Annotated in this window: 24 protein-coding genes and 1 riboswitch; of the genes, 20 read left to right on the forward strand and 4 right to left on the reverse strand. The window is 52.6% G+C overall.

From position 1 onward, the window contains the following. Window positions 1-23 precede the first annotated feature (23 nt). A complete protein-coding gene (locus tag HMPREF9453_RS05930; RefSeq protein ID WP_008859654.1) occupies window positions 24-1,352 on the reverse strand; it encodes an MATE family efflux transporter in 1,329 nt (442 codons plus the stop codon). Window positions 1,353-2,445: 1,093 nt separating this feature from the next. Between HMPREF9453_RS05930 and HMPREF9453_RS05945 the strand changes: the two genes are divergently transcribed. After that, window positions 2,446-3,474, forward strand: coding sequence for a YitT family protein (locus HMPREF9453_RS05945; protein ID WP_008859656.1), 1,029 nt, complete (start codon window positions 2,446-2,448; stop codon window positions 3,472-3,474). A gap of 149 nt (window positions 3,475-3,623) precedes the next feature. Beyond that, window positions 3,624-4,004 (forward strand): hypothetical protein, encoded by a 381-nt coding sequence (locus HMPREF9453_RS05950; protein ID WP_008859657.1) that lies wholly within the window; start codon window positions 3,624-3,626, stop codon window positions 4,002-4,004. 629 nt (window positions 4,005-4,633) lie between these two features. On the opposite strand, the gene HMPREF9453_RS05955 is transcribed toward HMPREF9453_RS05950, so the two are convergent. After that, window positions 4,634-5,617: an ABC transporter substrate-binding protein gene (locus HMPREF9453_RS05955; protein WP_008859658.1), complete on the reverse strand. Its 984-nt coding sequence runs from the start codon at window positions 5,615-5,617 to the stop codon at window positions 4,634-4,636. A 152-nt stretch (window positions 5,618-5,769) separates the two neighbouring features. Beyond that, a riboswitch (cobalamin riboswitch) is annotated at window positions 5,770-6,004 on the forward strand. Between the two features lie 92 nt (window positions 6,005-6,096). Between HMPREF9453_RS05955 and HMPREF9453_RS05960 the strand changes: the two genes are divergently transcribed. Then, a complete protein-coding gene (locus HMPREF9453_RS05960) occupies window positions 6,097-8,025 on the forward strand; it encodes a TonB-dependent receptor plug domain-containing protein (RefSeq protein ID WP_008859659.1) in 1,929 nt (642 codons plus the stop codon). Between the two features lie 54 nt (window positions 8,026-8,079). Here the strand turns inward: HMPREF9453_RS05960 and HMPREF9453_RS05965 are convergent, their stop codons facing one another. Continuing rightward, window positions 8,080-8,709 carry a flavodoxin family protein gene (locus tag HMPREF9453_RS05965; RefSeq protein ID WP_008859660.1) on the reverse strand — a complete coding sequence of 210 codons (630 nt, stop codon included), beginning with the start codon at window positions 8,707-8,709 and terminating at the stop codon, window positions 8,080-8,082. Window positions 8,710-8,972: 263 nt separating this feature from the next. Between HMPREF9453_RS05965 and HMPREF9453_RS05970 the strand changes: the two genes are divergently transcribed. From HMPREF9453_RS05970 to HMPREF9453_RS06015, 9 genes are all read left to right on the forward strand, one after another. Continuing rightward, window positions 8,973-10,559: an ABC transporter substrate-binding protein gene (locus HMPREF9453_RS05970; RefSeq protein WP_008859661.1), complete on the forward strand. Its 1,587-nt coding sequence runs from the start codon at window positions 8,973-8,975 to the stop codon at window positions 10,557-10,559. A 235-nt stretch (window positions 10,560-10,794) separates the two neighbouring features. Further along, window positions 10,795-11,820: an ABC transporter permease gene (locus tag HMPREF9453_RS05975; protein WP_008859662.1), complete on the forward strand. Its 1,026-nt coding sequence runs from the start codon at window positions 10,795-10,797 to the stop codon at window positions 11,818-11,820. Continuing rightward, on the forward strand, window positions 11,813-12,700 hold the full coding sequence (locus HMPREF9453_RS05980; protein ID WP_008859663.1) for an ABC transporter permease subunit: 888 nt from the start codon (window positions 11,813-11,815) through the stop codon (window positions 12,698-12,700). The genes HMPREF9453_RS05975 and HMPREF9453_RS05980 overlap by 8 nt, the downstream gene beginning before the upstream one ends. A gap of 24 nt (window positions 12,701-12,724) precedes the next feature. Next, window positions 12,725-13,702: an ABC transporter ATP-binding protein gene (locus HMPREF9453_RS05985; RefSeq protein WP_008859664.1), complete on the forward strand. Its 978-nt coding sequence runs from the start codon at window positions 12,725-12,727 to the stop codon at window positions 13,700-13,702. 1 nt (window position 13,703) lies between these two features. Then, the gene (locus HMPREF9453_RS05990) at window positions 13,704-14,522 is read left to right on the forward strand and encodes an ATP-binding cassette domain-containing protein (RefSeq protein WP_008859665.1); all 819 of its coding nucleotides are present in this window, start codon (window positions 13,704-13,706) and stop codon (window positions 14,520-14,522) included. 502 nt (window positions 14,523-15,024) lie between these two features. Beyond that, a complete protein-coding gene (locus HMPREF9453_RS06000) occupies window positions 15,025-16,473 on the forward strand; it encodes a serine hydrolase (RefSeq protein WP_008859666.1) in 1,449 nt (482 codons plus the stop codon). A 67-nt stretch (window positions 16,474-16,540) separates the two neighbouring features. Next, window positions 16,541-17,032, forward strand: coding sequence for a GNAT family N-acetyltransferase (locus HMPREF9453_RS06005; protein ID WP_008859667.1), 492 nt, complete (start codon window positions 16,541-16,543; stop codon window positions 17,030-17,032). 193 nt (window positions 17,033-17,225) lie between these two features. Continuing rightward, window positions 17,226-17,672 (forward strand): hypothetical protein, encoded by a 447-nt coding sequence (locus HMPREF9453_RS06010; protein ID WP_040380074.1) that lies wholly within the window; start codon window positions 17,226-17,228, stop codon window positions 17,670-17,672. A gap of 174 nt (window positions 17,673-17,846) precedes the next feature. After that, the gene (locus HMPREF9453_RS06015) at window positions 17,847-18,317 is read left to right on the forward strand and encodes a MarR family winged helix-turn-helix transcriptional regulator (RefSeq protein WP_008859669.1); all 471 of its coding nucleotides are present in this window, start codon (window positions 17,847-17,849) and stop codon (window positions 18,315-18,317) included. Between the two features lie 131 nt (window positions 18,318-18,448). On the opposite strand, the gene HMPREF9453_RS06020 is transcribed toward HMPREF9453_RS06015, so the two are convergent. Then, complete coding sequence (locus tag HMPREF9453_RS06020) at window positions 18,449-19,174, reverse strand: gamma-glutamyl-gamma-aminobutyrate hydrolase family protein (protein ID WP_008859670.1); 726 nt, start codon at window positions 19,172-19,174, stop codon at window positions 18,449-18,451. Between the two features lie 1,236 nt (window positions 19,175-20,410). On the opposite strand from HMPREF9453_RS06020, the gene HMPREF9453_RS06025 reads away from it, so the two are divergent. From HMPREF9453_RS06025 to HMPREF9453_RS06060, 8 genes are all read left to right on the forward strand, one after another. Further along, the gene (locus HMPREF9453_RS06025; RefSeq protein ID WP_008859671.1) at window positions 20,411-21,472 is read left to right on the forward strand and encodes a glycosyltransferase family 4 protein; all 1,062 of its coding nucleotides are present in this window, start codon (window positions 20,411-20,413) and stop codon (window positions 21,470-21,472) included. Between the two features lie 66 nt (window positions 21,473-21,538). After that, window positions 21,539-22,681 (forward strand): non-hydrolyzing UDP-N-acetylglucosamine 2-epimerase, encoded by a 1,143-nt coding sequence (gene wecB / locus HMPREF9453_RS06030; RefSeq protein WP_008859672.1) that lies wholly within the window; start codon window positions 21,539-21,541, stop codon window positions 22,679-22,681. Between the two features lie 101 nt (window positions 22,682-22,782). After that, a complete protein-coding gene (locus HMPREF9453_RS06035) occupies window positions 22,783-23,013 on the forward strand; it encodes an AtpZ/AtpI family protein (protein ID WP_008859673.1) in 231 nt (76 codons plus the stop codon). A gap of 1 nt (window position 23,014) precedes the next feature. Beyond that, window positions 23,015-23,395, forward strand: a complete 381-nt coding sequence (locus HMPREF9453_RS06040) for a hypothetical protein (RefSeq protein ID WP_008859674.1) — start codon at window positions 23,015-23,017, stop codon at window positions 23,393-23,395. 43 nt (window positions 23,396-23,438) lie between these two features. Next, window positions 23,439-24,101 (forward strand): F0F1 ATP synthase subunit A, encoded by a 663-nt coding sequence (gene atpB, locus HMPREF9453_RS06045; protein ID WP_008859675.1) that lies wholly within the window; start codon window positions 23,439-23,441, stop codon window positions 24,099-24,101. A 127-nt stretch (window positions 24,102-24,228) separates the two neighbouring features. Beyond that, on the forward strand, window positions 24,229-24,480 hold the full coding sequence (atpE, locus tag HMPREF9453_RS06050) for a F0F1 ATP synthase subunit C (RefSeq protein ID WP_008859676.1): 252 nt from the start codon (window positions 24,229-24,231) through the stop codon (window positions 24,478-24,480). 33 nt (window positions 24,481-24,513) lie between these two features. Continuing rightward, the gene (atpF, locus tag HMPREF9453_RS06055) at window positions 24,514-25,008 is read left to right on the forward strand and encodes a F0F1 ATP synthase subunit B (protein WP_008859677.1); all 495 of its coding nucleotides are present in this window, start codon (window positions 24,514-24,516) and stop codon (window positions 25,006-25,008) included. Window positions 25,009-25,010: 2 nt separating this feature from the next. Further along, complete coding sequence (locus HMPREF9453_RS06060) at window positions 25,011-25,550, forward strand: F0F1 ATP synthase subunit delta (RefSeq protein WP_008859678.1); 540 nt, start codon at window positions 25,011-25,013, stop codon at window positions 25,548-25,550. Window position 25,551 lies beyond the last annotated feature (1 nt).

Below are 25,551 nucleotides of genomic sequence, written 5' to 3' on the forward strand. Positions count from 1 at the left end.
TCTGCACAGTTTTTTGATTTCTTTTATCCCGCATCGGGAAGGAAGCCCCTCTTTGCGGAAAGGCGGTTCACCAGAAAGGCGGCGCAGGAGGCGCGGATGACCTGGTCAATGAAAAGGGCGCACCAGGTGCCGATGAGGCCCATGTCCAGCACATAAATGAAGAAGGCTGTCATGAGAGGCCTGAGGAAGGTGATGGACAGGAAAGAATAGGCCGCCACCTGGGCCGTCTGTCCGCTGCCCCGAAGGATGCCGGCGCCCCAGAGGGCCAGCGCCTCGGGGTAGCTCACCAGGGCGATGAAAACCATGATGGGGCCCGCCAGCACGTGAAGGGCGGGATCGGAAGAATAGATAGAAAAGAGGGAGTCCTCAAAGAAAAGAATGCTGACGCAGGCTGCCGTGGAAAGGAGCAGGCACCAGCGGAGCCCTCTTTTCCGGTACTGCTGCCAGTCGGCCATGCTGCCCCGGCCCACAGCCTGCCCGGCGCTCACCATGCCTGCTTTGCCGAAGCCCATAATGAAATCATAGTAAATATCGCAGATATTCATGCAGATGCTGTGCACCGCGAAGGGCACCGTACCAAGACCGGCGGCCATACGGGAAAAGAGCACCATGCCCATGCGCTCGCTGCCCTGCTCGCTTAATACACTGCCGAAAAGGGGACCCACCTTTTTGAAATAGGCGGTATCGGGAATCCAGCGGCCCCCATGGAAGAAGCCTTCCCGTTTCAGAAGGAACCAGGCATAGAGAAGAGAGAAAAGAGTGCCGGCAGCGGTGCCTATGGCAGCACCAAAAACGCCATAGGCAGGTACAGGCCCCAGCCCCCGGATGAGGAGGAAACTCAGCGCTGCGTTCAGCAGATTTCCGCAGATATTGGTTTTCATGATGGAAGCCGTATTTCCATACCCCAGCTGCACCGCCTGCAGAATGAGGGTAAGGGAAGTGAAATACACCGCCAGAAGGGCCAGGGGGCTGTACTCCATGGCCATGGGCAGGTAGTCGGAAGAGGCGCCCATGAGGATTAATATATCTTCAAGAAAAATGAAAAAAATCCCGTGCAGCAGTCCCAGGGCCAGGGCACCCAGGAAAAGAGACTTCTTCAGAAGATCCGCCGACGGCTCCTTCTCTCCCCGGCCTGCATAGTTACAGGACACCAGCGTCACCGCCGACGCCAGGGAACGGGAAAAGCAGAGAAGGATGAGACGAGGCTGGAGAAAGATGCTCACTGCAGCCACCGAAAGGCTCCCCAGAGCTCCCACCAGTATGAGGTCCGTGGAAGCAAGGAGAATCATAAAAAGCCCCTCCAGTGCGGCAGGCAGTGCGATTTTCAGGTAATGTCTGTCGTAACAGTTCATAGGAAATCCTTAAAATACAATATTAAAACATTAAATTATTATAACAATATTGTACAGGAAAATGAGAAAACAGGCAACTTGATTCTTTCAAGTATCCCTGTCCGCCTGTGGCGCGGTCGGGACCGGGACCTGGTCGGTGCTTTCCAGTATTCCCGAAGGGTCCTGCGCCTGCGGCGCAGAGGGGCATATGGCATCCATCGGGCCTCTGGCCCTCGGTGCCAAGGGTTGTGTAGAAAGGTTGCATCGCTTCGCTCAGGGGGCCGCCGATTGGCGGTCAGGACCGCGATGGACCATCCTATCGGTGCTCTGCCCCTACACCCTTTCCCGCTTCGCGGGACTTCCCCTCAAGGGGAAACGAGAAAATAGGTGTCACTGGATATTGTGTCACATATGACACAGACAGCCAATCCCGTAACGCTTCTTGCGTCCCCTTTAGGGGAAGAGGGCCACAAAGTGGCGAAGGGGTGGACGGTGGTAATCCTGATTATGATACTCGATGTGGACGTGACTGCCGAAGGTGGCCCTCCGGCCCTTGGTGCCAAGGGTTGTGTAGAAAGGTTGCATCGCTTCGCTCAGGAGGCCGCCGATTGGCGGTCAGGAAAACGATAGAGTATCAAATCGGTGTTTTACCTCGTACACCCTTTCCCGCTGCGCGGGAATTCCCCTCAAGGGGAAACGAGAAGGATGGAGAGGAAAAACAGAGAGTCATATATTTCATGTACCATTCCGCAGTTTCCCCCTTTGGTGGTGAACGCAGTGAGTCAATCACCGGAATGCGTATCATGCCATATGACCTATAAAGCCAATCCCGTAACGCTGACTTTATAAGCATCGCCCCATAGGGCGATACCACAACCCTCGGCCTGAAAGGCCGTCAAACTTAAGAACCCTCGGGCCAAAGGCCCGTCAACCCTCCCCTCTGAACCTTTTGAACCCTCTGAACCTTCTGAACCTTCGCGCCAAAGGCGCGTCCTTGAACCCTCACGCCGCAGGCGTGTCCCGTACCCCGTTTATCCTCTGCTTATCTTCCTGAAGAATGATATAATAATAAATAATTCAAAGCTTTCAAAGGCAAAGGAGAAAGGACAATACTATGTCAACCACATTAGGAGCGGATTTCCGCAGCCCCACGTTCTGGCAGCGGCTTGCTTTTATTATCGGGATTACCCTGGTGGGTACCTTTTTATACTCCGTAGGCGTCAATGCCTTCCTGGTGCCTCACCAGTTCCTTTCCGGCGGGCTCACCGGTATGGCCATGGTGCTTTACTATCTCACCGGCTTCCCCATCGGCATGGCAAACCTGCTTATGAACATTCCTATCCTTCTTCTTTCCCTGAAATTCATGGGAAAATTCTACACCCTCATTACCATTCTGGGCACCGTGTGCTGCTCCGTTTTCATTGACCTGACATCCTTCCTGGCAGACTACAATGTGGTGAAAGAGCCGCTGGTGGCAGCTATTTCCGGCGGCGTGGTGCTGGGCCTTTCCATGGGTCTCCTCTACCGATATAACAGCAACACCGGCGGCCTGGATGTTGTGGGAGCCATTTTGAAGAAATATTACAATCTGGAAATCGGCTACGTGGTTTTCGCCCTGAACTTTGTCATTGTCACTGCCGGCGCCTTCATCTTTACTCTGGAACCGGCCATCTGCACCCTGATTTCCATGTATATCAATGCCAATCTCTCCAGCCGCATTGTCATCGGCTTTGCCCAGCGCAAAGCTGCCTTCATCGTGTCCGACAAGCCTCTGGAAATTTCCGATGCCATCCTTCGGAATATCCATCACGGCGCCACTCTTCTCTATGGCCAGGGCGCTTTCTCTGGCGTAGAAAAGAAAATCGTCTTCGCCATTGTGGACCTCACCCAGATTACCAGGGTGCGCCATCTCATCGAAGACATAGACCCTTCGGCCTTCCTCTTCATCATGAATACCACCGACGTCATAGGCCGCGGCTTTACCAGCCCCCTTTCCACTGCCAGAACCATGCCCAAGTCCGTGCGCTATACCTGCGATAAGGATGGAAATATGATTCCCACTCACATGTGGTCCTATGAAATGGAAGCAGAAGCCCATCCGGAAGCGGACAAGCAGGAACCGCCCCGGGAAGACGGGAAGTAAAGGGGCGCTGACCGCTGGGAAGGTATGTAACAGACTTTCCGCTCATTGCCTGCAGGGCCTGTTAAATCTGAGAACCCTCCGGCCCATGGGACCGGAGGGTCTGAACCATTCGCACCGGTAGGTGCCTTTTTATCAGCAAGGAGATTATGATGGAATACCTCATTGACGACAACTATGTACCCCTGGACAGTACCCTTGGAAACGTGGAATACCTGATGGAAAAGATCCTGCTGGATGCCCGGTATATGGAAAATCTGGCAGAACGCCTGGACGATAACGATGATGATTATGATGATGACTATGATGATGACTATGATGATGAAGACGAGGATCATGAAGGCCGTGCCAGCCTGGAGATCATCAAACTGAAGGGCCAGATCCGGCTGCTCCAGATGGAAAAGGAAATGCTTCGGCAGAATTTGGCAACGGTGACAAGCATGGTAGAAGACTTGAGAAGGGATGCCGAGGAAGCAAAGGACAAGGTGCATAAGCTCAGGCACGACATCGACTGGTACGGAGAAAGACGATAAGATTTTGTCCCATGGAGATACTATAAGAATAGAGAGACCGAAAGATCCGGGCTTTATTCCATCCATTTCCCGAAGCCCTTGATCCATGGAAAAGGGGAAGGAAAAGGGCGCTTCCTTAATCCCACCTCTCCGGTGTACCAATCATCGGAATATTGTTCTTGTTGATGGTTTTAAAAGTACAAGTCGGAATCAGCCCGCAGCCGGAAGCTGACTGCTTTCGGATCTGCATGCAGCGGCTCTTTCCAGCCGACTGGTATTTAATGACAAATGATTCATATACGGCATGTACCGAGATTCTTCGCTGGCGCTCAGAATGACTGCAGTGGAGGCAAGAACGTAACGCTGGCTCCTTCCTCTGGAAGGAGCTCCGCGATAGCGGTGAGGATAGACCTTTGCTGCGCAAAGGCGCCGACAGGCGGCATTAAAACTCATGGCCCAAAGGGGCGATACCACAATCCTCGGCCCGATAGGGCCGTCAAACCTGAGAACCTTTGCGCCGTTAGACGCATTAAACGTAAGAACCCTTTCGTTCACAACCTTTCTACACAACCTGACTGCGTCAGCAGGCCACAACCTGCGGCGAAGCCGCACCCCTTGAACCCTTTGAACCCGGGCCGCGAAGCGGCCCTTTAATACCCTTTTATCTGCCCTTCGCCGCTCATGTCGAAAATGGGTCCGTAGGCGGCGTTGGCCAGGCCTTTGATGGCCCATACGCAGTTCTGGGAGGCGGAGTAAATGTAGCGGTCTTCCACCGGTACAATGTGTCTGGCGGCCCGCATGGAGGCGATGGCGGGATTGGAGAGGAAATCATCCCTGTATTTGGCGGCGCCGGTGGTATCAGAGGTGCGGTCGGTGGATACGAAGAGCATGTCCGGGTCTGTCTTGATAATAAGCTCCGGCGATGTGGCCTGGCCGTTGACGCCGCCGGCCAGGGTGATGGCGTTGTCAATGCGGGCTGCCGTGAGGAGTTCGTTGAACATGGAGCCGGGCCCGCCGTAGCGGGTCATCTGGGATACCAGGTATACCACCGGCTTTTTTCCTGTTTCTTTGGAAAGGCGGCTTTGGATTTCCGAAAGGGTCTTGTCCATCTGGGAAATCACCTGGTTTCCCCGTTCTTTTTCGTCCACTGCTGTAGCAATGATGCGCACATCCTCCTTCACCTGGTCAATGGACCGGGGGCCGTCGATGACCACCACCGGAATGCCCAGGTTCCGGTAGAGATCCAGTTCTTTGCCGTCGGTATAGGTAGAGGCCACGATGAGGTCCGGCTTTGCTTCCGTCACCACTTCCATGGAAAGACCGGTAAGAGGGACGGTGAGGGGAATGTCTTTCGTTTCATTGGCAATATAGGAAATATTGGGGTCCCGGTCTGCTTCGGTGGCGGCCATCAGTTTGTCCGGCGTCACCACGGAAAGGAGCATGGTGTCGATGGAAGCGGAATTTCCCAGAATCCTCTTCGGCTTGGCAGGAATTACCACTTCTTTCCCTGTGGCATCGGTGACGGTATAGCTTTTTCCTTCTCCGGAAGGGGCCATCTGCTTCATGCCGCAGCCGGAAAGGGTCAGAAGAATGAGAAGACTGGCGCATAAAGCGCCGGCTTTTGCGTATTTCATAATAACCTCCCTGGAAAAGCGGATTCCATGAGTGAATCCGTTCTTCTGCACGAAAATATCAGCTTCATTATAGCATAGAAGAAAAGATTCAGTCCGAAATATTAAAAAATAGTTTACAAAATCTGAGATTTATGTATAATAAAGAGGTAAGTTTATTAAGAATTCCGTAATGGTTTGAATCCGGGAGATTCCCGGAGGAGATGAAAAGGGAAGCGCGGTGAGGGGAGACCCGATTCCGCCACGGTCCCGCCGCTGTGAAGCTTCGGAAAGCAGGCAATGATTGAATCGGCCCTTTCCAGGGAAATTTCATGATGTCACTGGGAAACTGGGAAGACGAAATCTCTGAGGAAGCTGAGTCAGAAGAACTGCCTTATGGAACCGGTTTTCCGCCTTGCAGGATAAGGGGTACGATGTATACTGCTTCCCTGCGGGCGGCATGGTTTCATATACCCTGATTGGGCAGCGAGGGAGGAACTTTTATGAACAGGAAAATTATGGCAGCGTCACTGGCAGTTTTATCACTTTCCGGCGGCGCTTTTTGCGTGGAAGCATCCGATATGCCGGTGTACACCTTAGACGGCATCGTGGTCACCGCCAGCCGGGTGCCGGAAAAGAAAATCGACTCCAACGCCGATGTGTCCGTGGTGACGGCGAAGGAAATCGAAGAGAAGCACTATGACGATGTGAGTGAGGCCATCCGCCATGTGCCGGGGGTGATGGTAGGATATCAGGGAGCGTCCGGGCAGACCAGTTTTAGCAATCCGCTCTTGATTAACGGGTCTGAAAATGTGGTGGTCATGGTGGATGGTATGCGAGTGAATACGAATGGTACCATGGGTGGTCATGCTCCTATAGCCACGCTGACCAATATGGACGGAATTGACCACATTGAGGTTTTGAAAGGGGCCGCCTCTACTCTTTATGGTTCTGATGCTGAAGGCGGAGTTATCAATATTATTACAAAGAAACCGGCAGAGGGAACCGTAAAATCCAAGGTGACCATTTCCCGTTCCAGCTATGATGGTGAAAAATACAGTCTCTACAATGAGGGGAGAAAAGATGGATTCTTCTGGGCAGTGAATGCACAGAAGGAGCTTATGGGGGAATACAAGGATGGCTGGGACCGCCATGTGATTAACCATTTGAACAGCAAGTCCTATGGCGTTAAGCTAGGATATGATTTTGAAAATGATAATGACCTGATTTTTAATTATCAGACATATGATGGGAAGTATACGCGTCCGGACAATGGGACGAACGATAAGACCGCAGATTTAGGAAAACAGGACACGGACAGAATCAGCCTGCAGTATGATTCCAGAATCAACCGGCGCCTGACCAATCGCTTCTCCGTGTATAGAAACAGAAATCATATCAATGATAACTATAATGCGGGACCCAGCGGTGTCACCAATATTCGCATGAAGACCATCGGTATTTCTGACCAGATGGTATATCGTATGGATCACCATACCATTACCGGCGGGGTTGACTGGTATGAAGATAAAATTCCTACTTATCTGACAACCCTGTATGAGACACATCCTCCTTATGCATCTTATTACGGGCATTCAGCTATGGAAGGCCATTCAGTTACCAATACAGGCTATTATATCCAGGATAAATGGGATATTAATGATCGCTGGAATGTGACGCCGGGGATTCGCTTTGACCATAACAGCCAGTATGGAAATCATACTTCTCCCAGCGTGACTGTGGGATATAAGGCTGGTGAAGCAACCAATTACTATATCAGCTATAAGAAATTCTTCCGTGCACCCAGCTTAATGCAGTTATACTATCCCAACGGCGGTAATCCGAATCTGGACCCTGAGATCGGATATACAGTGGAGCTGGGCGCTGCCCATCGGTTTAATGATACCCTTTCCGGAACACTCAGCGTGTATCGCCAGTGGTCAGATAATCAGATTACATGGCCGGAAAGCGGGTACATCAATACGGGGAAAATGATTCAAACCGGTGTGAATGCTTCATTGAATAAAGACTTTGGTGATCACGTAACTGCTACTGTAGGATATAGTTATATTGATGCTGACACACATAATATTAATGTTTCCTATCTGCCGAAACATGAGCTGAATGTTGGGGTTGACTATCATAATGCCGGCTTTAAAGCATCCCTTTGGGGCAGAGGCATTATAGATAGATACACATCTCCCAAATATCCTGCCATGAAAGACTATGCAAACTTCTGGGTATGGGATTTGAGTGCCAATTATCGGATTAACAAAGAGGCATCCCTTTTTGTAAAGGTGAACAACATTTTTGACCAGTTCTATACCGATGTAGGCAGCTTCTATGGTCCCAGTGCCGATCCGGCAAAGTCTAAGGGCTGGTATTCCGCACCGGGCCGCAATTTTGAGGTGGGCATGCAGTTTACCTTCTGATGGAGCAGCAAAAATCCCCCAGCCAGGCTGGGGGATTTTTTGTATCCGGATTTCCTATGTGTTTTGGATGAAGTGGGTGGGAATCCAGGGCTCCTGCAGGGGCTGGGGGACGCTTGCCTTTTTCCCTGCGTCCAGGCATTTCAGAATCCAGGCGGTCTGCCGGGCCAGGGTGCGCATGGTCTGCAGGCCTTCCTTGTCCTTCAGGGCGTCTTCCCTGGTGAGGCCGTGAATCTGGTTCCAGTACTGGGAACCGGGCACAATCATGCGGTTCATGAGGAAATATTTATTCATCCTGTCAAAAGCGGCAGTGGCGCCGCCGCGGCGGCAGCTGACTACGGCAGCACCGATTTTTCCTGCCATGCGGTTTCCGGCTGCATAGAAAAGACGATCCATGAAAGAGGTAATCTGGCCGTTGGGACCGCCGTAATATACGGGAGAACCGAAAATCAGCCCGTCCCAGGTGTCCAGCTTTTCAATGACCCTGTTCACCGAGTCCTTATCCTGCACGCACCGTCCATGGGACTGGCAGTAATTGCAGGCGATACATCCGGTTACCGGTTCCCGGCCGATTTGAAGAATTTCCGTGTCTATGTTCTCTCCTTCCAGCGTTTTGGCGATTTCTTCCAAAGCAGTGTACACGCAGCCTCTTCTGTGGGGACTGCCATTGATCAGTAAAATTTTCATGAGATGCCTCCTTCTGCTTTTACGCGGCTGTACTGTTCCTGTCTTTATTATAGCAGGCAGGAATAGAGGACCCTCTGTTTTCTTACTTTCTGCCATTTCCCTATTTACAAGCGCATACTTATCAACTATACTGTATACATATTGATAGAAAGACGAAGGTGCCCTTTTTGCCGCAAGGCAGGAAGGGCTTTTCTGTCTTTCATGGCAAAGAGGCTGCACTCATCTTTGATGACTGCGGCCTTTTTTCGTAAGGGGGAGAGACTATGAAAAAACTTCTGAAAGCTGTACTGACCGGTTCCCTTCTGGGCCTGACGGTCCTTGGTTTTGCAGGCTGCGGCGGGCAGTCGGGAAGTTCTTCTTCCGGCGGTTCCGTGCCTAAGGACACCATTGTGGTGGGCATGGCAGTGGATCCGGAGACTCTGGACCCGGCGGTGACCATGGACAATAAGGGCTGGCAGATTACCTATCCCGCCTATGAACGGCTGGTGAAATACAAGGTGGCAGACGGCAAGGCCACTACGGAGGTGGAACCGTCCCTGGCCAAGTCCTGGACCGTCAGCGATGACGGACTCACCTGGACCTTTACTTTGAATGAGGGACATAAATTTGCCGACGGTTCTCCGGTGGACGCCAAAGCGGTGAAGTTCTCCATCGAAAGGGTACAGAAAATGAAGAAAGGACCTTCCGATTATTTCAAAGTGGTGAAATCCATCGAAACGCCTGATGATAAGACTGTCATTTTCCAGCTGGACAAGCCTTTTGCGCCCTTCCTCTACACCCTGGCGGTGAATGGCTCTTCCATCGTGAATCCGAAGGTCATGGACCAGGCAAAGGATAACGATATGGGCTCCTCCTACCTGGCCACCCACACCATGGGTTCCGGTGCCTATGAAATCACGTCCTACACCCCCAGCCAGTCCATCAAACTGGATGTACAGAAAAATTATGCCGGCAAGGCGCCTTCTATTAAGCATATCCTCTTCAACAGCATCAAAGATCCCTCGGCCCAGCGGCTGCAGCTGGAAAAGGGGGATATTGACATTGCCGAAGGCATTCCCATGGACCAGATCGACCAGCTGAAGGATAACAAAGCCATCCATATTTATGAAGATCCTTCCCTCCTCTGCTCCATCGTATACCTGAACAATCAGAAACTGCCTACCAGCAATAAAGTATTCCGCCAGGCCCTTTCCTATGCCATTGACTACAATGCCATCATCGACGGCGCTGTGAAAGGCCGGGGCCAGCAGCTTACCAGTGCTGTGCCGGAAGGCATGTGGGGCAAAGATGAATCTATCAAGGGCTATTCTTACAACCTGGACAAAGCAAAGGAACTTCTGGCCAAATCCGGCGAGAATGTGACGGAAATCAATCTTCTCTACTCCGGCCACGCAGCCTTCGACGAGGCGGAAGCCCTCATTATCCAGAATAATCTCCAGCAGCTGGGCATCAAGGTGAACCTGGAAAAGGTGGCCTGGGCTACGTTCCGGCAGAGAGCGGACAAAGGCGATTTCCAGATGGCCCTGGGCACCTGGAGCCCGGACTACAGCGATCCCCAGTTCTTCCTTTCCTACTGGCTTGATTCCTCCTACTGGGGCCTTCCGGGGAACCGTTCCTTCTATAAGAATGACGAAGTGGACAAGCTCCTCCGTGAGGCAGAGGTGATGACCGACAAGGATGGGAGGACGGACATCTACAAGAAAGTGCAGCATATCGCCTTTGACGATGCTCCCTACCTCTTCCTTTTCCAGACCAAGGTACTCACCCCCATGAGGGCCAATATCAAAGGATTTGCCTACAACCCCATGCTGGACAGCATGTTCGATTTCGAGCACCTTTCCAAGGAATAAAGGGCCCTTTTCGGACAGGGGCTGCGGGCACGGGAACTACGGATGCCTGGGGCCGAAGAAAAGAACCGCTGTCTGCTATCCGTTATTCGCTGTGTGACTCCCTGCAGTCACCGCCGTAAGGCGGATTTCCCCTGGCAGCTGACGCAGCCCTTGCGGCGAGGCCGTGGCAGCCTTCGGGAGTACAGTCATTTCCCGCAAGTGTTACTCATGTCCATTTATCATACAAGGAGGGCTTATGATTTCATGGCGATTTGTATTTCAAAAACTGATTCATCTCATCCTTGTCTTTATAGGCGTTTCCATCGTTACCTTCTGCATTTCCCATGTCATTCCCGGTGACCCGGCCCGCATGCTGGTGGGGCCTCATGCGTCGCCGGAAACGCTGGAGGCGGCGCGGCAGTCCCTGGGACTGGATAAGCCGGTGCTTACCCAGTACGTTCTCTACATGGAAGGCCTTTTCCACGGAGACATGGGCGTGTCCATCCGCACCCAGATGCCTGTGGCCGGCGAACTGGCCCGCTATTTCCCCGCCACCCTGGAGCTCACGTTGGCGGCCATGGTGATTGCCGTGTTTTTTGGCATTTTCCTGGGAGTGCTGTCGGCGGTGCATCGGAACTGCTGGATCGACCATATCTGCCGGGTGATTTCCATGGTGGGCGTATCTATTCCCCTCTTCTGGTCCGGCGTGGTGTGCCTCATTCTTTTTTACAAAGTATTTCCCCTTTTCCCCGCTTCCGGCAGGCTGGACACCTTCCTGACGCCGCCGCCTGCGGTGACGGGACTTTATGTGATTGACGGGATTCTTTCTGGAAATATGGACGTAGTGATTTCTGCCATCCATCATCTCCTTCTCCCGGCCCTCTGTCTGGCCTATGCCCAGCTGGCCATCATTGCCCGGCAGGTCAGGAGCGGCATGGTGGACGTGCTGGAGCAGGACTATATCCGCACCGCCCGGGCCTGCGGCATTCCAAGGCGCCGCATCATTTACCGCTACGCTTTGAAAAATGCACTGATCCCCACAGTCACCATTACGGGCCTTACCATGGGAGAGCTTCTGGGCGGCGCCGTCATTACGGAAACCATTTTCGGCTGGCCGGGCATGGGAAAGTATGTGATGGATTCCATTGCCTACCTGGATTTTCCGGCCATTATGGGCTTTACCCTGGTGGTGTCCGTGGGCTATGTGGTGATTAATATGGTGGTGGATATGATTTACAATATCCTGAATCCACAGATCAGCGGAGGTGATGGCCATGACTGACGTGAAGGCAGAGGAAATTCGGGAAGAGGGGGAAGGCTTTTTCCATAAATCCCTGGATATCCTTCTGAAGAACAAGCTCACCCTGGCAGGCATGGTCATTGTGGCCCTCATTATCCTGCTGGGACTTCTGGCACCCCTCATCAGTCCCTGGGACCCCAATCTCATGAACGTGGCAGGCAGGCTCCAGGCACCTTCCCTTCATCATTTCTTCGGTACCGATGAAATGGGACGGGACATTTTCTCCCGCATCCTTTACGGCGCCCGGATTTCCATTACCGTAGGCCTGTCCATCGTCATCATTGCCGCCGCAGCAGGCGTGGCCATCGGAAGTGTTTCCGGCTTTTGCGGCGGGAGGGTGGACCGCATCATTATGGCGCTGACCGATATGATTTTGTCCTTTCCCTCCATGGTGCTGGCTCTGGCTTTGACCGCCGCCCTGGGGGTAGGTCTTTTCAATACCATGCTGGCGGTGTGCATCGTCAGGATTCCCCTCTATGTGCGCCTCGTGCGGGGGCAGGTGCTGTCCCTGAAAGAGGAGCCCTATGTGAAGGCATCCAGAACCTTCGGCGCTTCGCCCGCCTGGATGGTGGTGCACCATATCCTGCCCAGCTGCCTGTCGCCCCTCATGGTGCAGATGACTCTGGGCATTGGGGATGCCATCCTCATTGCCTCCTCCATGAGTTTCATCGGCCTTGGTGCCCAGCCGCCCATGCCGGAGTGGGGCGCCATGATTTCCACCGCCCGGGTCTATGCCATTGACCAGTGGTGGTACGCCGCTTTCCCGGGGCTGTTCATCCTGGTCACAGTGATGGGATTCAACCTGCTGGGTGATGGCCTCAGGGACATTCTGGATCCCCGGGAAGGGTCTAATCATTCATAGGTCCTGGAAGTGGAGAGTGATGATATGAAAAATATACTTGAAATCGAACATCTATCCCTGTCCCTTCCTTCCAGGAAGGGCATGGTGCCTATCCTTCACGATGTGAACCTACATGTGGGAGAGGGAAAAATTCTGGGACTGGTGGGAGAGTCGGGCAGCGGCAAATCCATGACCGCCTTTGCGGTGACCCGCCTCCTTCCCGGCGGAGAAAAGGCGGAGCTTGACGGTTCCATCCGCCTCTGCGGCCGGCAGCTTCTGGGTATCAGCAGGAAAAGCATGGAAGAAGTGCGGGGGCGGGACGTGTCCATGATATTTCAGGAACCCATGACCTGCCTGAATCCCGTCTTTACCATAGGCACCCAGATGATGGACGTCATCAGGACCCATGAAAAAGTGACCAGAGGCGATGCCCGGAAGAAAGCCCTGGCCATGCTGGAAGCGGTGCATATACGGAACGGGGACGACGTGATTTCCTGCTATCCCTACCAGCTTTCCGGCGGCATGCGGCAGCGGGTGATGATAGCCATTGCCCTGTCCTGCCATCCCAAGCTCCTCATTGCCGATGAACCCACCACCGCCCTGGACGTGACGGTGCAGGCCCAGATTCTCTACCTTATTAAAGAAGCCTGCCGGAAACTGAAAACGGCGGTGCTCTTCATTTCCCACGACCTGGGAGTGATTTCGGAAATCTGCGATTCCATTGCCGTCATGTACTCCGGCCACATTGTAGAGTCCGGTGACACGGCGTCGGTACTGACAGCCCCTTCTCATCCCTATACCCGGGCTCTCATCGGCGCCCTGCCTAGGTTCACCGGCAGCCATACCCATGACCGGCTCACCGCCATTCCCGGCATGGTGCCGGATCCGTCGGAACACATAGGGGGCTGCCGTTTCGCACCCCGCTGCCCGAAGGCCAGCGCCGCCTGCCGGGAAGGCCTGCCGCCGCCTCTGGAAATCCGCCCGGGCCACCGGGTGTACTGCTGTCATCCCGAGGAGGTGTGACATGGATATACTGGAAATCAGGAACGTAACGAAAACCTTTCATACCCGGAGCTTCTGGGGAAAATCAAAGACCGTGCATGCCTTAAACGGCATCAGCCTTTCCCTGGCCAAAGGGGAGTCTTTAGGTATCGTAGGGGAGTCGGGCTGCGGCAAATCCACCCTGGCCAGCCTTATCATCCGTCTGGCAGAGCCTACCTCCGGAGAAATTCTGCTCTACGGACGAGATATTTCCCATGTAAAGGAAAAAGAACTGAAAGACATCAGGAAGAAAATACAGATCGTCTTCCAGGACCCCTATTCTTCCCTGTCGCCCCGCATGAAAATAGGGGACATCCTCATGGAGCCTGCCAGGGTAATGGGCGAATTTTCCGAAGCCCATCGGAAAGAGCGGGCAGAAATGCTGCTGGAAATGGTGGGTCTTCGGAAAAACGTGATGGACCGCTATCCCCACGAATTTTCCGGCGGCCAGCGCCAGCGCATCTCCATTGCCCGCTCCCTCATGACCAGCCCGGAAATCCTGATTCTTGACGAGCCCACCTCTGCCCTGGACGTGTCAGTGCAGGCCCAGGTGCTGAACATCCTCATGGACCTTCGGGAAAAACTTCACCTCACCTATCTCTTCATCTCCCACAACCTGGCAGTGGTGCGCTATATTTCCGACCGCACCGCCGTCATGCAGAAGGGAAAAATCGTGGAAATCGGTGGGTCCGATGAAATTCTGACCCATCCCAGGGACCCCTATACCCGGGAACTCATAGCGGCCGTACCTATGATAGGGAAACCCTTCGTACCGCCGGACAGAATTATGGAATTGGGGTGATGGGCGAGATCGTGAGATCCTGTGCTGGGGGAGTCTGCGGCTGCTATCCTAATGTTACAGGAAGTCAATCCCCTGACACCACTCGCTCCCCTGCTTGTCAAGTGATACGATTCCCCGCGGGGCGGAGGGGAACCGGCAGGGGAAAACCTGCCAGCCCTCCGAGACCTGGGGCTCCCCCTTTGGTACTGCGTACCACCTTCCCCCCGCAAGCGGTGGGACAATAAGAGCGATGGGAAGAACCTTTTCCCTGCCCCCTGAGCGCTAGCGAACAAACCCTTCTACACATCCTGCGGCGGAGCCGCGCCTCTTTTTCTAAAAATTGCGGCGTCAGCCGCCACCACAACCCTCGGGGCCAAAGGCCCCGTCAAACTTAAGAACCCTTGGGCCGAAGGCCCATCCATCTTAAGAACCTTTCCCTTTGAACCCTCTGAACCCTCTGAACCCGGGCCGCTCTGCGGCGCCAGCCGCAGCCCTTTATATAAGATATAAGGAGGTGCCATCCATGACCATGGATTATGAAAAACTGTTTTCTCTCATCCGTCAGATGATGGATTATTACTCCATTCCCGGCATGGCGCTGGGGATTATTACGCCGGACAAGGTGCATACGGAAGGCTTTGGCATCCGGGACGGAGCGGGCCATCCTTTTTTACCTGATACCATCAGCGGTATTGGCTCCTGCAGCAAGTCCATGACGGCCTTTGCGGTGATGAGACTGGCAGAGAAGGGACTGCTGGATATCGATGAACCGGTGGCTTCCTATATCCCCGGCTTTGCCCTCTGGGATGAGGCGGCTTCCCGGCAGGTGACGCTTCGGGATATGCTCTGCCACCGGACGGGGGTGGGCGGTCACGACGGAGCCTGGCCGGATAATTCCATTTCCCGTGTGGATTACCTGAAGCGGCTGAAGTATCTGGAGCCCAATGCCCCTTTCCGCAGCCTGGCCCAGTACAGCAATGTCATGTATGCGGCCATCGGCGGCATTATGGAAGCGGTTTCGGGAAAGAAATGGGAAACTATTCTTCGGGAAGAAATTTTCGAGCCTCTGGGAATGGACCGCACTTTCTGCCTTATGGATGAGGCTGCGTCTGATGAAAACTGCGCCATGCCCTTCCGCTGGAATCAGGGCCTTCATGAGATTCCCCGCTGGAACATCGACCAGGCCGGGCCCTGCGGTTCTGTGATGAGCAGCGCTGAAGATATGGTGAAATGGATTTCCCTTCATATGGAAGGGGGAAAGAAAGAGGGAGCCTATCTTCTTTCTCCCTCTGATTTCATGGAAATGCACAGGCCCCAGATTCTCATGGATTATCCCCATGTGCGGGGCGGACGGAGCCTGGGTTATGGCTTCGGCTGGCGGGTGATGGAATACCATGGCGCCCTGGTGCAGCAGCACACCGGAAAGATTGAAGGATACAGCGCCTTCCAGTTCTACATTCCCTCTTTATCTTCCGGCGCCGTGTACCTCCAGAATCTTCATGCGCCGGACAATCCTTTGATTTTTGCTCTGCAGGGATTCCTGCTGGATGCCTTCCTTGGGCGGGAAGAGGAGGACTGGTATGGCATGTACACGGAAAAAGGAAAATCCCATGCCCCCGAGGATATGTACCATCATCTGGAGTTTGACTGTCTGCCGAAGAGCAGCGCCCGGGGGCCCCTGTCCCATGGCGCAGAAGATTACAGGGGCACCTATTTCCATCCCGGCTACGGCACCTTCCGGGTAACGGAACGGGAAGGGCGCTTCTATCTCCAGGAGCGGGAGGTGAAGGACCGGCCCATGACCCATCTCTATTACGACACCTTCAGCGTGGAGAACGTGAAGGAGGATACGGACCTGTATCGTCTGCCCCTTACGTTTTACGCCGATGACGCCGGAGACATAGCGGGATTTCATCTTCTCATGGAACCGAAGGTTCATCCCCTCTGTTTTAAAAAGGTAGAGATGGTATAATAAAACAGCACAGGATGATACCGCAGGTATGACCTGCGGTATTTTAATGACAGATAAGGGGATATATATGATATCGTATACCATCAGACAGGGCAGGGCAGGGGACGCAGCGGCGCTGGCGTCAGTGGAGGCGGAATGCTTTCCGGCGGCGGAAGCGGCCACGGCAGAGGAAATCGGAGAAAGACTCTCCGTGTATCCCACCCATTTCCTTCTCCTTTACCGGGACGGGAAGCTGGCAGGATTTATTGACGGTATGGTCACTGATGAAAAGGATCTTCGGGATGAAATGTATGAAAAGGCATCCCTCCACAACGAGAAAGGGGCCTGGCAGATGATTTTCGGCCTGAATACCATTCCTCCTTTCCGAAGGGAAGGCTGCGCCGGACGGCTCATAGAAGCCTTCAAGAAGCAGGCAAAGGAAGAAGGCCGGAAGGGCATGGTCCTTACCTGCAAGGACAGGCTGGTTCATTACTATGCCCGATTCGGCTTTGAAAATGAAGGGGTTTCCACCTCCACCCACGGCCATGTGGTGTGGTACCAGATGCGGCTCACTTTCTGAATCAAAAGCGCTGATTTGCTATAGAATCTATTTATAAGTACTGAAAAGAAAAACGGATATGCATAGATATCATTGGAAAATTTCCGGTCTCCCGGGGAAATGGGATGATTCTTTTCTTCCATAAGTCCATGCATTATAATAAATGCATATAGATTTTACTATGAATTCCATGGCTTATTTGGGGGTTGTTTTTATGAAACGCTCTATCGTGAAAGGGCTGTTCCTGGCGCTCTGCCTTCTTCCTGCTGCGGCTGGCGCCACGGAGGGAGGAGTCCCCGATAGAAATGAGGACAGGGGCATACAGTTTTCCTCGGCCTTTTCTTCCGTAGAAAAGGGCGGAGAATCGGAATCGACCCTGTATTTCAATGACGGCTTTGGCCGGATGACCGAGTTTCATATGGTATCTGACAATCATGTAATGACCGTGACCATACGGCAGAATATGAGAATCGTGTGGAAAGGCAGCTGCCACGTGAAAAATGATGATTTCTCCGTGGTCCGTAGAGAAGGGGAAGGACATATTTATTTTCTCATCACCATGGGAGAACATACCTATCGCGGCGAAATTACCGGAGACGACAGCTGGGATGTGCAGGAAGTCAGAAAGACACTGCCTGTTCATGCTTTAACAGCAGAATAAATGATTTTTGCACTGAAATTGAATATTTTCCCAATTTTTTGACTGGCAGTAGAAATCTGTAGTATAATAAAAACACAATCTGAGTTAAACATCCTATCGTATGCTATTATAAAAGAATTGTTTCAGAGGAATTGGAAAAGAATTTCATTAGCGTCTTAGAGTAAGGTGAGAGTTATGAAAAGACAAATACACTTAAAACCGGAAGATTTAAAAGGAAGCGATAAACTGGGACTGACCTACAACTTGGGGCAGGCCCATAAAATGATGCTTCTCCGCCAGTCGGGCATTATGAAGAAGTTTGGACTGACAGCCCGCCAGTCTCTGATTATCGCCTATTTGTCTACCCATAAAAAGGAAGTGGTTACCCAGAAAACACTGGAAGACCACCTTCACCTGACCAATCCCACCATTACGGTCATGGTGAAATCCATGATTGAAAAGGGACTGATCCGCAAGGAAAGAATGCCCGATGATGCCAGGAAGTACCGCCTTTTTATGACAGAAAAGGCAAAGCAGGTGGAACAGGCCAGCCAGAAGGCGTCCAAGGATCTGGACGAATCTTTCTATGAAGGCATTCCGGAAAGCGATATGCAGGTGTTCAAGGGCGTGCTCAGCCGTATTATGAAAAACCTGGATATGGGCTGATTCATAAGAAATAAAAAGAACTGTGAGAGAAGGGGCTCACAGTTCTTTTTTTATGGCATGGGCCGGGCGAAAAGCTCCGCCTGCCCCTGAGGCGGCAGGGGAAATGATGCTCTATGCCGTCCCGGCTGCGCCTATTTCAGCCGTATGATTCTATCTGCAAAGGCACGGAAGAGGGGATCCATGACACCATCCTCCATATTTTCCGGATGCCACTGCACCGCAGCAACCAGTTCATTATCCCGGCTCTCCACCGCTTCGATGATGCCGTCTCTGGCGCGGGCGGCTTCCTTCAGGGAAGGCGCCAGTTTCTTGATGCCCTCTCTGTGACGGGAGTTCACATAGAGGCCGTCGCCCAGAATATCATGGAGACGGCTTTCCTTATTGATTTCCACGTAATGGGTGGCTATGTTTCCCGGTGCCTTCTGCATATGCTGGATGAAAGCCTTGGGGTTCTGGGAGGGCATGTCCTGCCAGAGCGTGCCGCCCAGGGCCACGTTCAGAATCTGCATGCCCCGGCAGATGCCAAGAATGGGCTTTCCCATTTTCAAGCAGGCCTTGATGAGCCTGATTTCAAAGATATCCCTTTTTTCATAGGTGGGTCCGATGCACCACAGCGGCTCTTCTCCGTAGAAGCGAGGCGACGGATTGGGGCCGCCGGGAATCACCAGAGCGTCAAAGGTTTCCACAAACTCCTCGGGATCCGCATAGTCGTCATAAGCCAGAATCACGGGCAGAAGGCCTGCCTTTCCCAGAGCATTTAAAAGAGGCCGGGGCGCATAGTCCGCCATTTTCTGGTTTATGGGCTTCATGTCTGCCAGAAGGGTGTCGGCGGTGACCGCAGCGATTGGTTTTTTCAAGATGAATTCCTCCTTTTGGAAATCTGTTTCCTACATCATACCATGAATGGGGACACAGGGTGAGGGGGAGATAGACGCCGCCTTCTCGTTTCGAATTTCAGGTGTATCACTGGCAGTGTATTTGTCCGCTGTCGGCTTACCGCTGCCTGCTGACCGTGGGATGGTATTCCCGAACGAGGCCATGGACTTCAGACTATCAGACTTCAGACAGTTTCGCCATCCGCTTACCGCTGTCCGCATAACACAAAAAGCCAACCCGCGGCGCTGACTTCTTATGGACAAGTCCCTTTGGGGCTTGAGGGTTCAGGCGCCTTTCGGCGCCCGGGTTCTATCGTTCGTGTGCTGCGCACCGAACGATGGGTTCGGCCCACAGAGCGGGCTGGTTCAGAGGGGAGTTTTATATGCCGCTGCCTGAGGCAGCGAAAACCTTTACAACCGGGCTTTCGCCCGTGGGTAAACAGGCTAACCGCCCTGCGGGCGATGGAGATTCCCCCTTTGGTGGCTGGCGCCACCACCTTGCCCGGTGGGAAGCATGTCACTGGATTCGCGGGTCGCCTACAGCTCCCCTATGAATCCAGTTCCTTTGCCACCCCCGCAAGCGGGGGCACTATAGAGCTCCGTCATGCTGTGAGCTGCTTATGAAAGGACTGCTTTGCGGGTCTTTATTGTCCCACCGCTCAGCGGGGGGAAGGTGGTGCCGTAAGGCACCAAAGGGGGGGAAGCCACCGGAGGTGGCTGATCGAAGTAATGCTTTTCATAACGTATGACACAGAAAAGCCAATCCCGTAACGCTGACTTTATCATCTGCGGCGAAGCCGCCACCACCACCCTTTGAACCTTTTGAACCCGAGCGCCGAAGGCGCTTGTCCATAAGGCGGTTGTATGGTTTTCGCCGCCAAAGGCGGTATAAAAAATGGCGCCCGAAAGGGCGCCATACCTTCCCAGCGGAGCGGTGCTATATACCTCCCGAGGGCGGAGCCCTCAACCCGCCTGTAAGGCGAAGCCGATCACAGGCAGAACCCTGGCAGCCCAGGGCCGAAAGGCCCGGCGGCTGGCTCAACCTTCACGCCCGTAAGGGCGTGTCAACCTTCGGGAATACAGCTTTCTGCCGATTCCTCACAAAAGTTCATGATTTTCGCCGCCGCAGGTGTCCCCTGATTCCCTCTCTTCTTTCACAAACAGGGGCCTATGTGATAAAATAACGTAGAAGTATTGTCTTTTTTAGGAGGTGTTACGTTGTTCGCCTATGCGTTCACGTTCCTGACGGCCCTGGTAGTCACCTTTGTACTGACGCCGGTGGTGAAGAACCTGGCTATCCGTATCGGCGCCGTGGACAAGCCCGATGCCCGCAAGGTGCATCATGGACTGATTCCGCGGCTGGGAGGCCTTGCCATTTATGCGGGCTTTATGGTATCCGCCGTGGCTACCATCGGGTTTACCTATGAAATGGTAGGCATTATGCTGGGGGCCACGTTCCTCATCATTGTGGGCATTGCAGATGATGTGGTATCCCTGCCGCCGAAGGTGAAGCTTTTGGGACAGATTATTGCCGCTGCCATTCCGGTGGTGATTTTCAACATCAACATCGACTGGATTCACATTCCCCGGCTGGGGATTATTTACCTGCCGGAAATCATTTCCCTGCCGCTCACCATTTTCTGGATTATCGGGTTTATCAATACGGTGAACCTCATCGACGGCCTGGATGGGCTGGCTGCAGGCATTGCCACCATTGCCTCCATTGCCATTGCCCTTCTGGCATTCCAGATGGGCCAGTGGACGGCGGCTGCTGCCATGGTGGCCATGACCGGCGCCTGCCTGGCTTTCCTGCAGTATAATTTCAACCCTGCCAAGATTTTTATGGGTGATACGGGCTCCATGTTCCTGGGATACATCATTGCCGCCGTTTCCGTGATGGGTTCCATGAAGACCGCTGCCGCAGCGGTACTGGTGGTTCCACTGGTGGCACTGGCTGTGCCTATTACCGATACCTTCCTGGCCATTATCCGTCGGAAGAGCAGCGGCGTGCCCATTTTCTCACCGGATAAGAACCATCTTCATCACCGCCTTCTGGCGAAGGGGCTCAATCAGAAGCAGGTGGTGCTCATCATGTATGCCCTCACCGCCTTTTTCTCCTGTGTGGCCCTTCTGGTTATCCATCTCCGCACGCTGGTGGGGATAGCCATCGTGGTCATTGCCCTCATCCTTTTCATCCTGTGGGCGAGAAAGCTGGGAGTGATGAAGGAAATCGTTCCTACTCCCTACCAGATGGAACATAAGAAAGACAAGAAGAAATAAGATTTCATTTGCCGCCTTTCTCTTTCTCCGGAAAGGGGAGAGCTGTTATTTATAAAGAGGTATAGTATGAAAGTCATGACCATTTTCGGCACAAGGCCGGAAGCCATTAAGATGGCCCCTGTTGTGAAGGAGCTTTTGAAGCACAAGGAAATAGAAACAAAGGTGTGCCTCACTGCCCAGCATCGTGAAATGCTGGACCAGGTGGTGGACCTCTTCCAGCTTCCTGTAGATTATGACCTGGACATCATGAAGAGCGGACAGACGCTCTATGATATTACAGCCCGGGTCCTTCGGGGGCTGGAGGAAGTATTGAAACGGGAAAAACCGGACTACGTACTGGTGCATGGCGATACCACCACCACCTTTACCGCCGCCCTGGCTGCTTTTTACCAGCAGATCAAAGTGGGCCACGTGGAAGCAGGCCTTCGCACGGGCAATCTTCTTTCGCCCTATCCGGAAGAAGCAAACCGCCAGCTCACCGGCGTACTGGCCAATGTGAACTTTGCGCCCACCGAAACGGCCAGACAGAACCTGCTTCGTGAAAACAAGAAAGACAGCTCTATTTTTGTGGTGGGAAATACGGTGATTGATGCGCTGCTGCATACGGTGAAAAAGGATTACCATTTCGAAGACCCGGAAATCGAAGCCATTGAAGAACATAAAAGGGTCATCCTCGTCACCACCCACCGCCGTGAAAACCTGGGAGATCCCATGCACCAGGTATACCGGGCCCTGCGCCGTCTGGTGGAAGCAGTTCCTGATACGGAAGTGGTTTTCCCGGTTCACCGGAATCCGCTGGTGCGGGAGGCTGTATCGGAAGAACTGGAAGGGGTGCCGGGCATCCATCTGGTGGAACCCATGGAGTACGAACCCTTCACCAACCTGATGGCCAGAAGCGCCATCGTACTCACCGATTCCGGCGGAATCCAGGAAGAAGCGCCAAGCCTTGGCAAGCCGGTACTGGTACTCCGGGATACCACGGAACGTCCGGAAGCGGTAGAAGCGGGCACTGTCCGCCTGGTAGGAACCGATGAGGACAAGGTATTTGAAACAGCCTACAAACTTCTTACCGATGATAAGGAGTACCGCTCCATGGCGGAAGCAGTCAATCCCTATGGCGACGGACATGCGGCCGGTCGTATCGTAGATGCTCTTTTGTGGATTGAAGGAATTAGTGACAAAAAACCTGCTAAATTTATAGCCAAGTGACAATGGTTATGGTATACTGTAGCAGTATAAATGCAATTTGTGTTTAACGTGCCCATTTTTGAAAATGCAAATCCGGCCCGGCCGGAGACAGTGGAGAGGACATGGATAAGAGGAAGGACAGGAAGGCCGATGATTTTGACCCGCTGCACAGCATTGCGGTAGCGTCGGGGGCAGGCCTCACCATTCTCTGTTCCATCGGCATAGGCCTCTGGCTTGGCATGAAGTGTGATGAATATCTGGGGACCACACCCTTTGGCATCATCATTTTCTCCATTGTAGGAGCCATGTCCGGCATGTATTCGGTGATTAAACAGATTTTGGGAAAGAAATAGCATGAAATTTGATCTTACATTTCCAAAGTATGCAGCTCGCATGACCAGGTTTCTCCTTGTATTTCTCATCGTCGGCACAGGAATCCTCTTTGCGTGGAAGGGTTGGACCTACGGCGCTGCCTGGGCCCTGGGGACTCTTTTCCATATACTTTTCTATAAATTAATGGTGGTCAAGTTTAACCAGTGGGTTAAAGCTGAAAGGGAGCCGGAGTTTATTGGACAGCATCTATTCATATTCACTACAATGCGGTTCATTCTGGAAATACTTTGCGCCCTGGCGGTGGTATTTAGCCCGCTGGATATACTGGCCTTTTTAGGTGGCTTACTTACACTGCCCGTCGCGACTCTGGCAGAGCGCGTGGTCGGTTTAATTAAGGAATAGGGACTTTTTCTTGACATCCTTGTAAGAGAGAGGGGGTGAGATTATGCATCTGCACACAGGTACACACGTTGTAGAGCAGCTTTTCGGCATGTCTGTGAACATGGACACGATTTTTACCACGTGGCTTACAGCCCTTATCGTTTTCATCCTTGTCTTTGCCGCTACCCGGGGCAAATCACTGATTCCCGGCGGCTGGCAGAATATGGTGGAATGGCTTATTGAAGGTTTGTGCAATCAGTTTGACAGCAATCTGGGGCATAAATACCGTCAGGTAGTCAACATTCTTCTGACCTTTTTCCTGTTTATCTTTACAGCCAACCAGATCGGTCTTCTGCCTACGGAGCATCTGACTGCTTCACCAACCAATGACGTGAACACCACACTGGGTCTGGCTATTGCCAGTTCTCTGCTCCTTCACTTCTACTTCATTAAGAATAAAGGTGTTGGACACTGGCTGAAGCACTTTTTTGAACCGTTCCCGGTTTTCGTTCTGATGAACCTGATTGAAGAGATTGCAAGGCCGGTTACGCTGGCTATGCGTCTATTCGGCAACATCTTGGCCGGCGAAATCCTGCTGGAAATTCTGTATTTCCTCTGCCCGTGGTTCGTACCTATGATCTGGATTGCTTTCAGCTTGTTTGTCGGAGCAGTTCAGGCATACATTTTCACCACCCTGGCTTCCGTGTACATGAAGGAAAGCCTCTAATCTTCGGTGGAGCAGAGCGCCGCTCTTTATCAAACGGCACGGCACCGTCCGTCCAAACGGCTTGTCAATCTATCGGTACCGGCCGTCTCCGGAAATATTTAAGTGATTCTCAGGAGGAATTATTATTATGGATCAGACAATCGTCGCACAGTATTCTCTTATCGCAGCCGCTTTCATTGCTGGCCTGGCATCTATCGCAGCTGCCTTCTCCGACTCCAAGGCAGCTTCCCATGCTCTCGAAGGCATGACCCGTCAGCCTGAAATGGCAGGCAAGCTCTTCACCAACATGCTGGTTGCCATCGGCCTTATCGAATCTATTCCGATTATTGCTATCGTTATCGCTCTGGTTCTCGTATTCGCTAACCCATTCCTTAAATAATATTACTCAATATTACCTTAAGGAGGGATCGAATTGGTAGAACTGAATGGTACACTGCTGATTCAGATCATCAACTTCGTTATTCTGTGTGCAATTCTCGGTCATTTCTGCTACAAACCGGTACTGAAAGTTCTTGATGAACGTAAGAACCGCATTAAGAATGACCTGGACTCCGCTGCCGCTTCCAAGGCAGATGCTGAAAAGCTGAAGGAATCCTATGAAGAACAGCTCCGCGATGCACAGGCTAAAGCCCAGGAAATTGTGGACAAGGCTGTAAAAGAAGCCAAAGTCCAGGCAGATGCCCAGATTAAGGAAGCTCATGCCGCTATTGAGAAGGAAAAAGAAAACGCAACCAAACAGATTGAGAGAGAACGCAAGGATGCTCTTGAAGAATTGAAATCTCAGGTTGCCGGACTCTCCTGCGAAATCGCAGCTAAGATCATCAGCAAAAATATGACGCCGGAAACAAATGACCGGCTGATTGCGGAAAGCATCGCCAAGCTGGATGCCCGCAAAGCAGGTAAGTAATCATGGATAAGAACGTAATCCTTGCAAAAAAGTACGGACGTGCTATCTATGAGATCGCTGCTCAGCAGAACAGCCTGAAAAAAACAGAAGAAGATCTGGTACTGATTGCAGATGCTATCCGCAAAAATCAGAACCTCAAGGATTTTCTGAATCATCCTCTGCTTGCCAGGGATGTCAAGAAAGATACGTTAACAAAACTCTTTGCAGACAAGGTACAGCCGGTTGTCATGCAATTCTGCTACGTGGTTATGGACAGAGACCGTTTTGAGGTATTCCCCATGATGGTTGACTACTACGTGACCATGGCCCACCAGGGCATGGGCGTGGAAGAAGCGGTGGTAACATCCGCCCTCCCGCTCAGCAAGTCTCAGGCTGAAACGCTGAAGGAAAAACTCTCTGCCATTACCGGCAAGAAGATTCTCCTGAAGCAGAAAGTGGATGCAGCCTTAATCGGCGGATTCACCGTCCAGGTGGGCGACCGCCTCATCGATGGCTCCGTAGCAAGGTCCCTGCAGACACTGAAAGCGAAAATGATGCAATAAT

The organism is Dialister succinatiphilus YIT 11850 (assembly GCF_000242435.1).
Lineage (GTDB): Bacteria > Bacillota > Negativicutes > Veillonellales > Dialisteraceae > Dialister > Dialister succinatiphilus.

Coding starts and splice junctions, on each gene's coding strand:
- HMPREF9453_RS05930 (WP_008859654.1), bottom strand. CDS start 1,352: ATGAACTGTTACGACAGACATTACCTGAAAATCGCACTGCCTGCCGCA.
- HMPREF9453_RS05945 (WP_008859656.1), top strand. CDS start 2,446: ATGTCAACCACATTAGGAGCGGATTTCCGCAGCCCCACGTTCTGGCAG.
- HMPREF9453_RS05950 (WP_008859657.1), top strand. CDS start 3,624: ATGGAATACCTCATTGACGACAACTATGTACCCCTGGACAGTACCCTT.
- HMPREF9453_RS05955 (WP_008859658.1), bottom strand. CDS start 5,617: ATGAAATACGCAAAAGCCGGCGCTTTATGCGCCAGTCTTCTCATTCTT.
- HMPREF9453_RS05960 (WP_008859659.1), top strand. CDS start 6,097: ATGAACAGGAAAATTATGGCAGCGTCACTGGCAGTTTTATCACTTTCC.
- HMPREF9453_RS05965 (WP_008859660.1), bottom strand. CDS start 8,709: ATGAAAATTTTACTGATCAATGGCAGTCCCCACAGAAGAGGCTGCGTG.
- HMPREF9453_RS05970 (WP_008859661.1), top strand. CDS start 8,973: ATGAAAAAACTTCTGAAAGCTGTACTGACCGGTTCCCTTCTGGGCCTG.
- HMPREF9453_RS05975 (WP_008859662.1), top strand. CDS start 10,795: ATGATTTCATGGCGATTTGTATTTCAAAAACTGATTCATCTCATCCTT.
- HMPREF9453_RS05980 (WP_008859663.1), top strand. CDS start 11,813: ATGACTGACGTGAAGGCAGAGGAAATTCGGGAAGAGGGGGAAGGCTTT.
- HMPREF9453_RS05985 (WP_008859664.1), top strand. CDS start 12,725: ATGAAAAATATACTTGAAATCGAACATCTATCCCTGTCCCTTCCTTCC.
- HMPREF9453_RS05990 (WP_008859665.1), top strand. CDS start 13,704: ATGGATATACTGGAAATCAGGAACGTAACGAAAACCTTTCATACCCGG.
- HMPREF9453_RS06000 (WP_008859666.1), top strand. CDS start 15,025: ATGACCATGGATTATGAAAAACTGTTTTCTCTCATCCGTCAGATGATG.
- HMPREF9453_RS06005 (WP_008859667.1), top strand. CDS start 16,541: ATGATATCGTATACCATCAGACAGGGCAGGGCAGGGGACGCAGCGGCG.
- HMPREF9453_RS06010 (WP_040380074.1), top strand. CDS start 17,226: ATGAAACGCTCTATCGTGAAAGGGCTGTTCCTGGCGCTCTGCCTTCTT.
- HMPREF9453_RS06015 (WP_008859669.1), top strand. CDS start 17,847: ATGAAAAGACAAATACACTTAAAACCGGAAGATTTAAAAGGAAGCGAT.
- wecB (WP_008859672.1), top strand. CDS start 21,539: ATGAAAGTCATGACCATTTTCGGCACAAGGCCGGAAGCCATTAAGATG.
- HMPREF9453_RS06035 (WP_008859673.1), top strand. CDS start 22,783: ATGGATAAGAGGAAGGACAGGAAGGCCGATGATTTTGACCCGCTGCAC.
- HMPREF9453_RS06040 (WP_008859674.1), top strand. CDS start 23,015: ATGAAATTTGATCTTACATTTCCAAAGTATGCAGCTCGCATGACCAGG.
- atpB (WP_008859675.1), top strand. CDS start 23,439: ATGCATCTGCACACAGGTACACACGTTGTAGAGCAGCTTTTCGGCATG.
- atpE (WP_008859676.1), top strand. CDS start 24,229: ATGGATCAGACAATCGTCGCACAGTATTCTCTTATCGCAGCCGCTTTC.
- HMPREF9453_RS06060 (WP_008859678.1), top strand. CDS start 25,011: ATGGATAAGAACGTAATCCTTGCAAAAAAGTACGGACGTGCTATCTAT.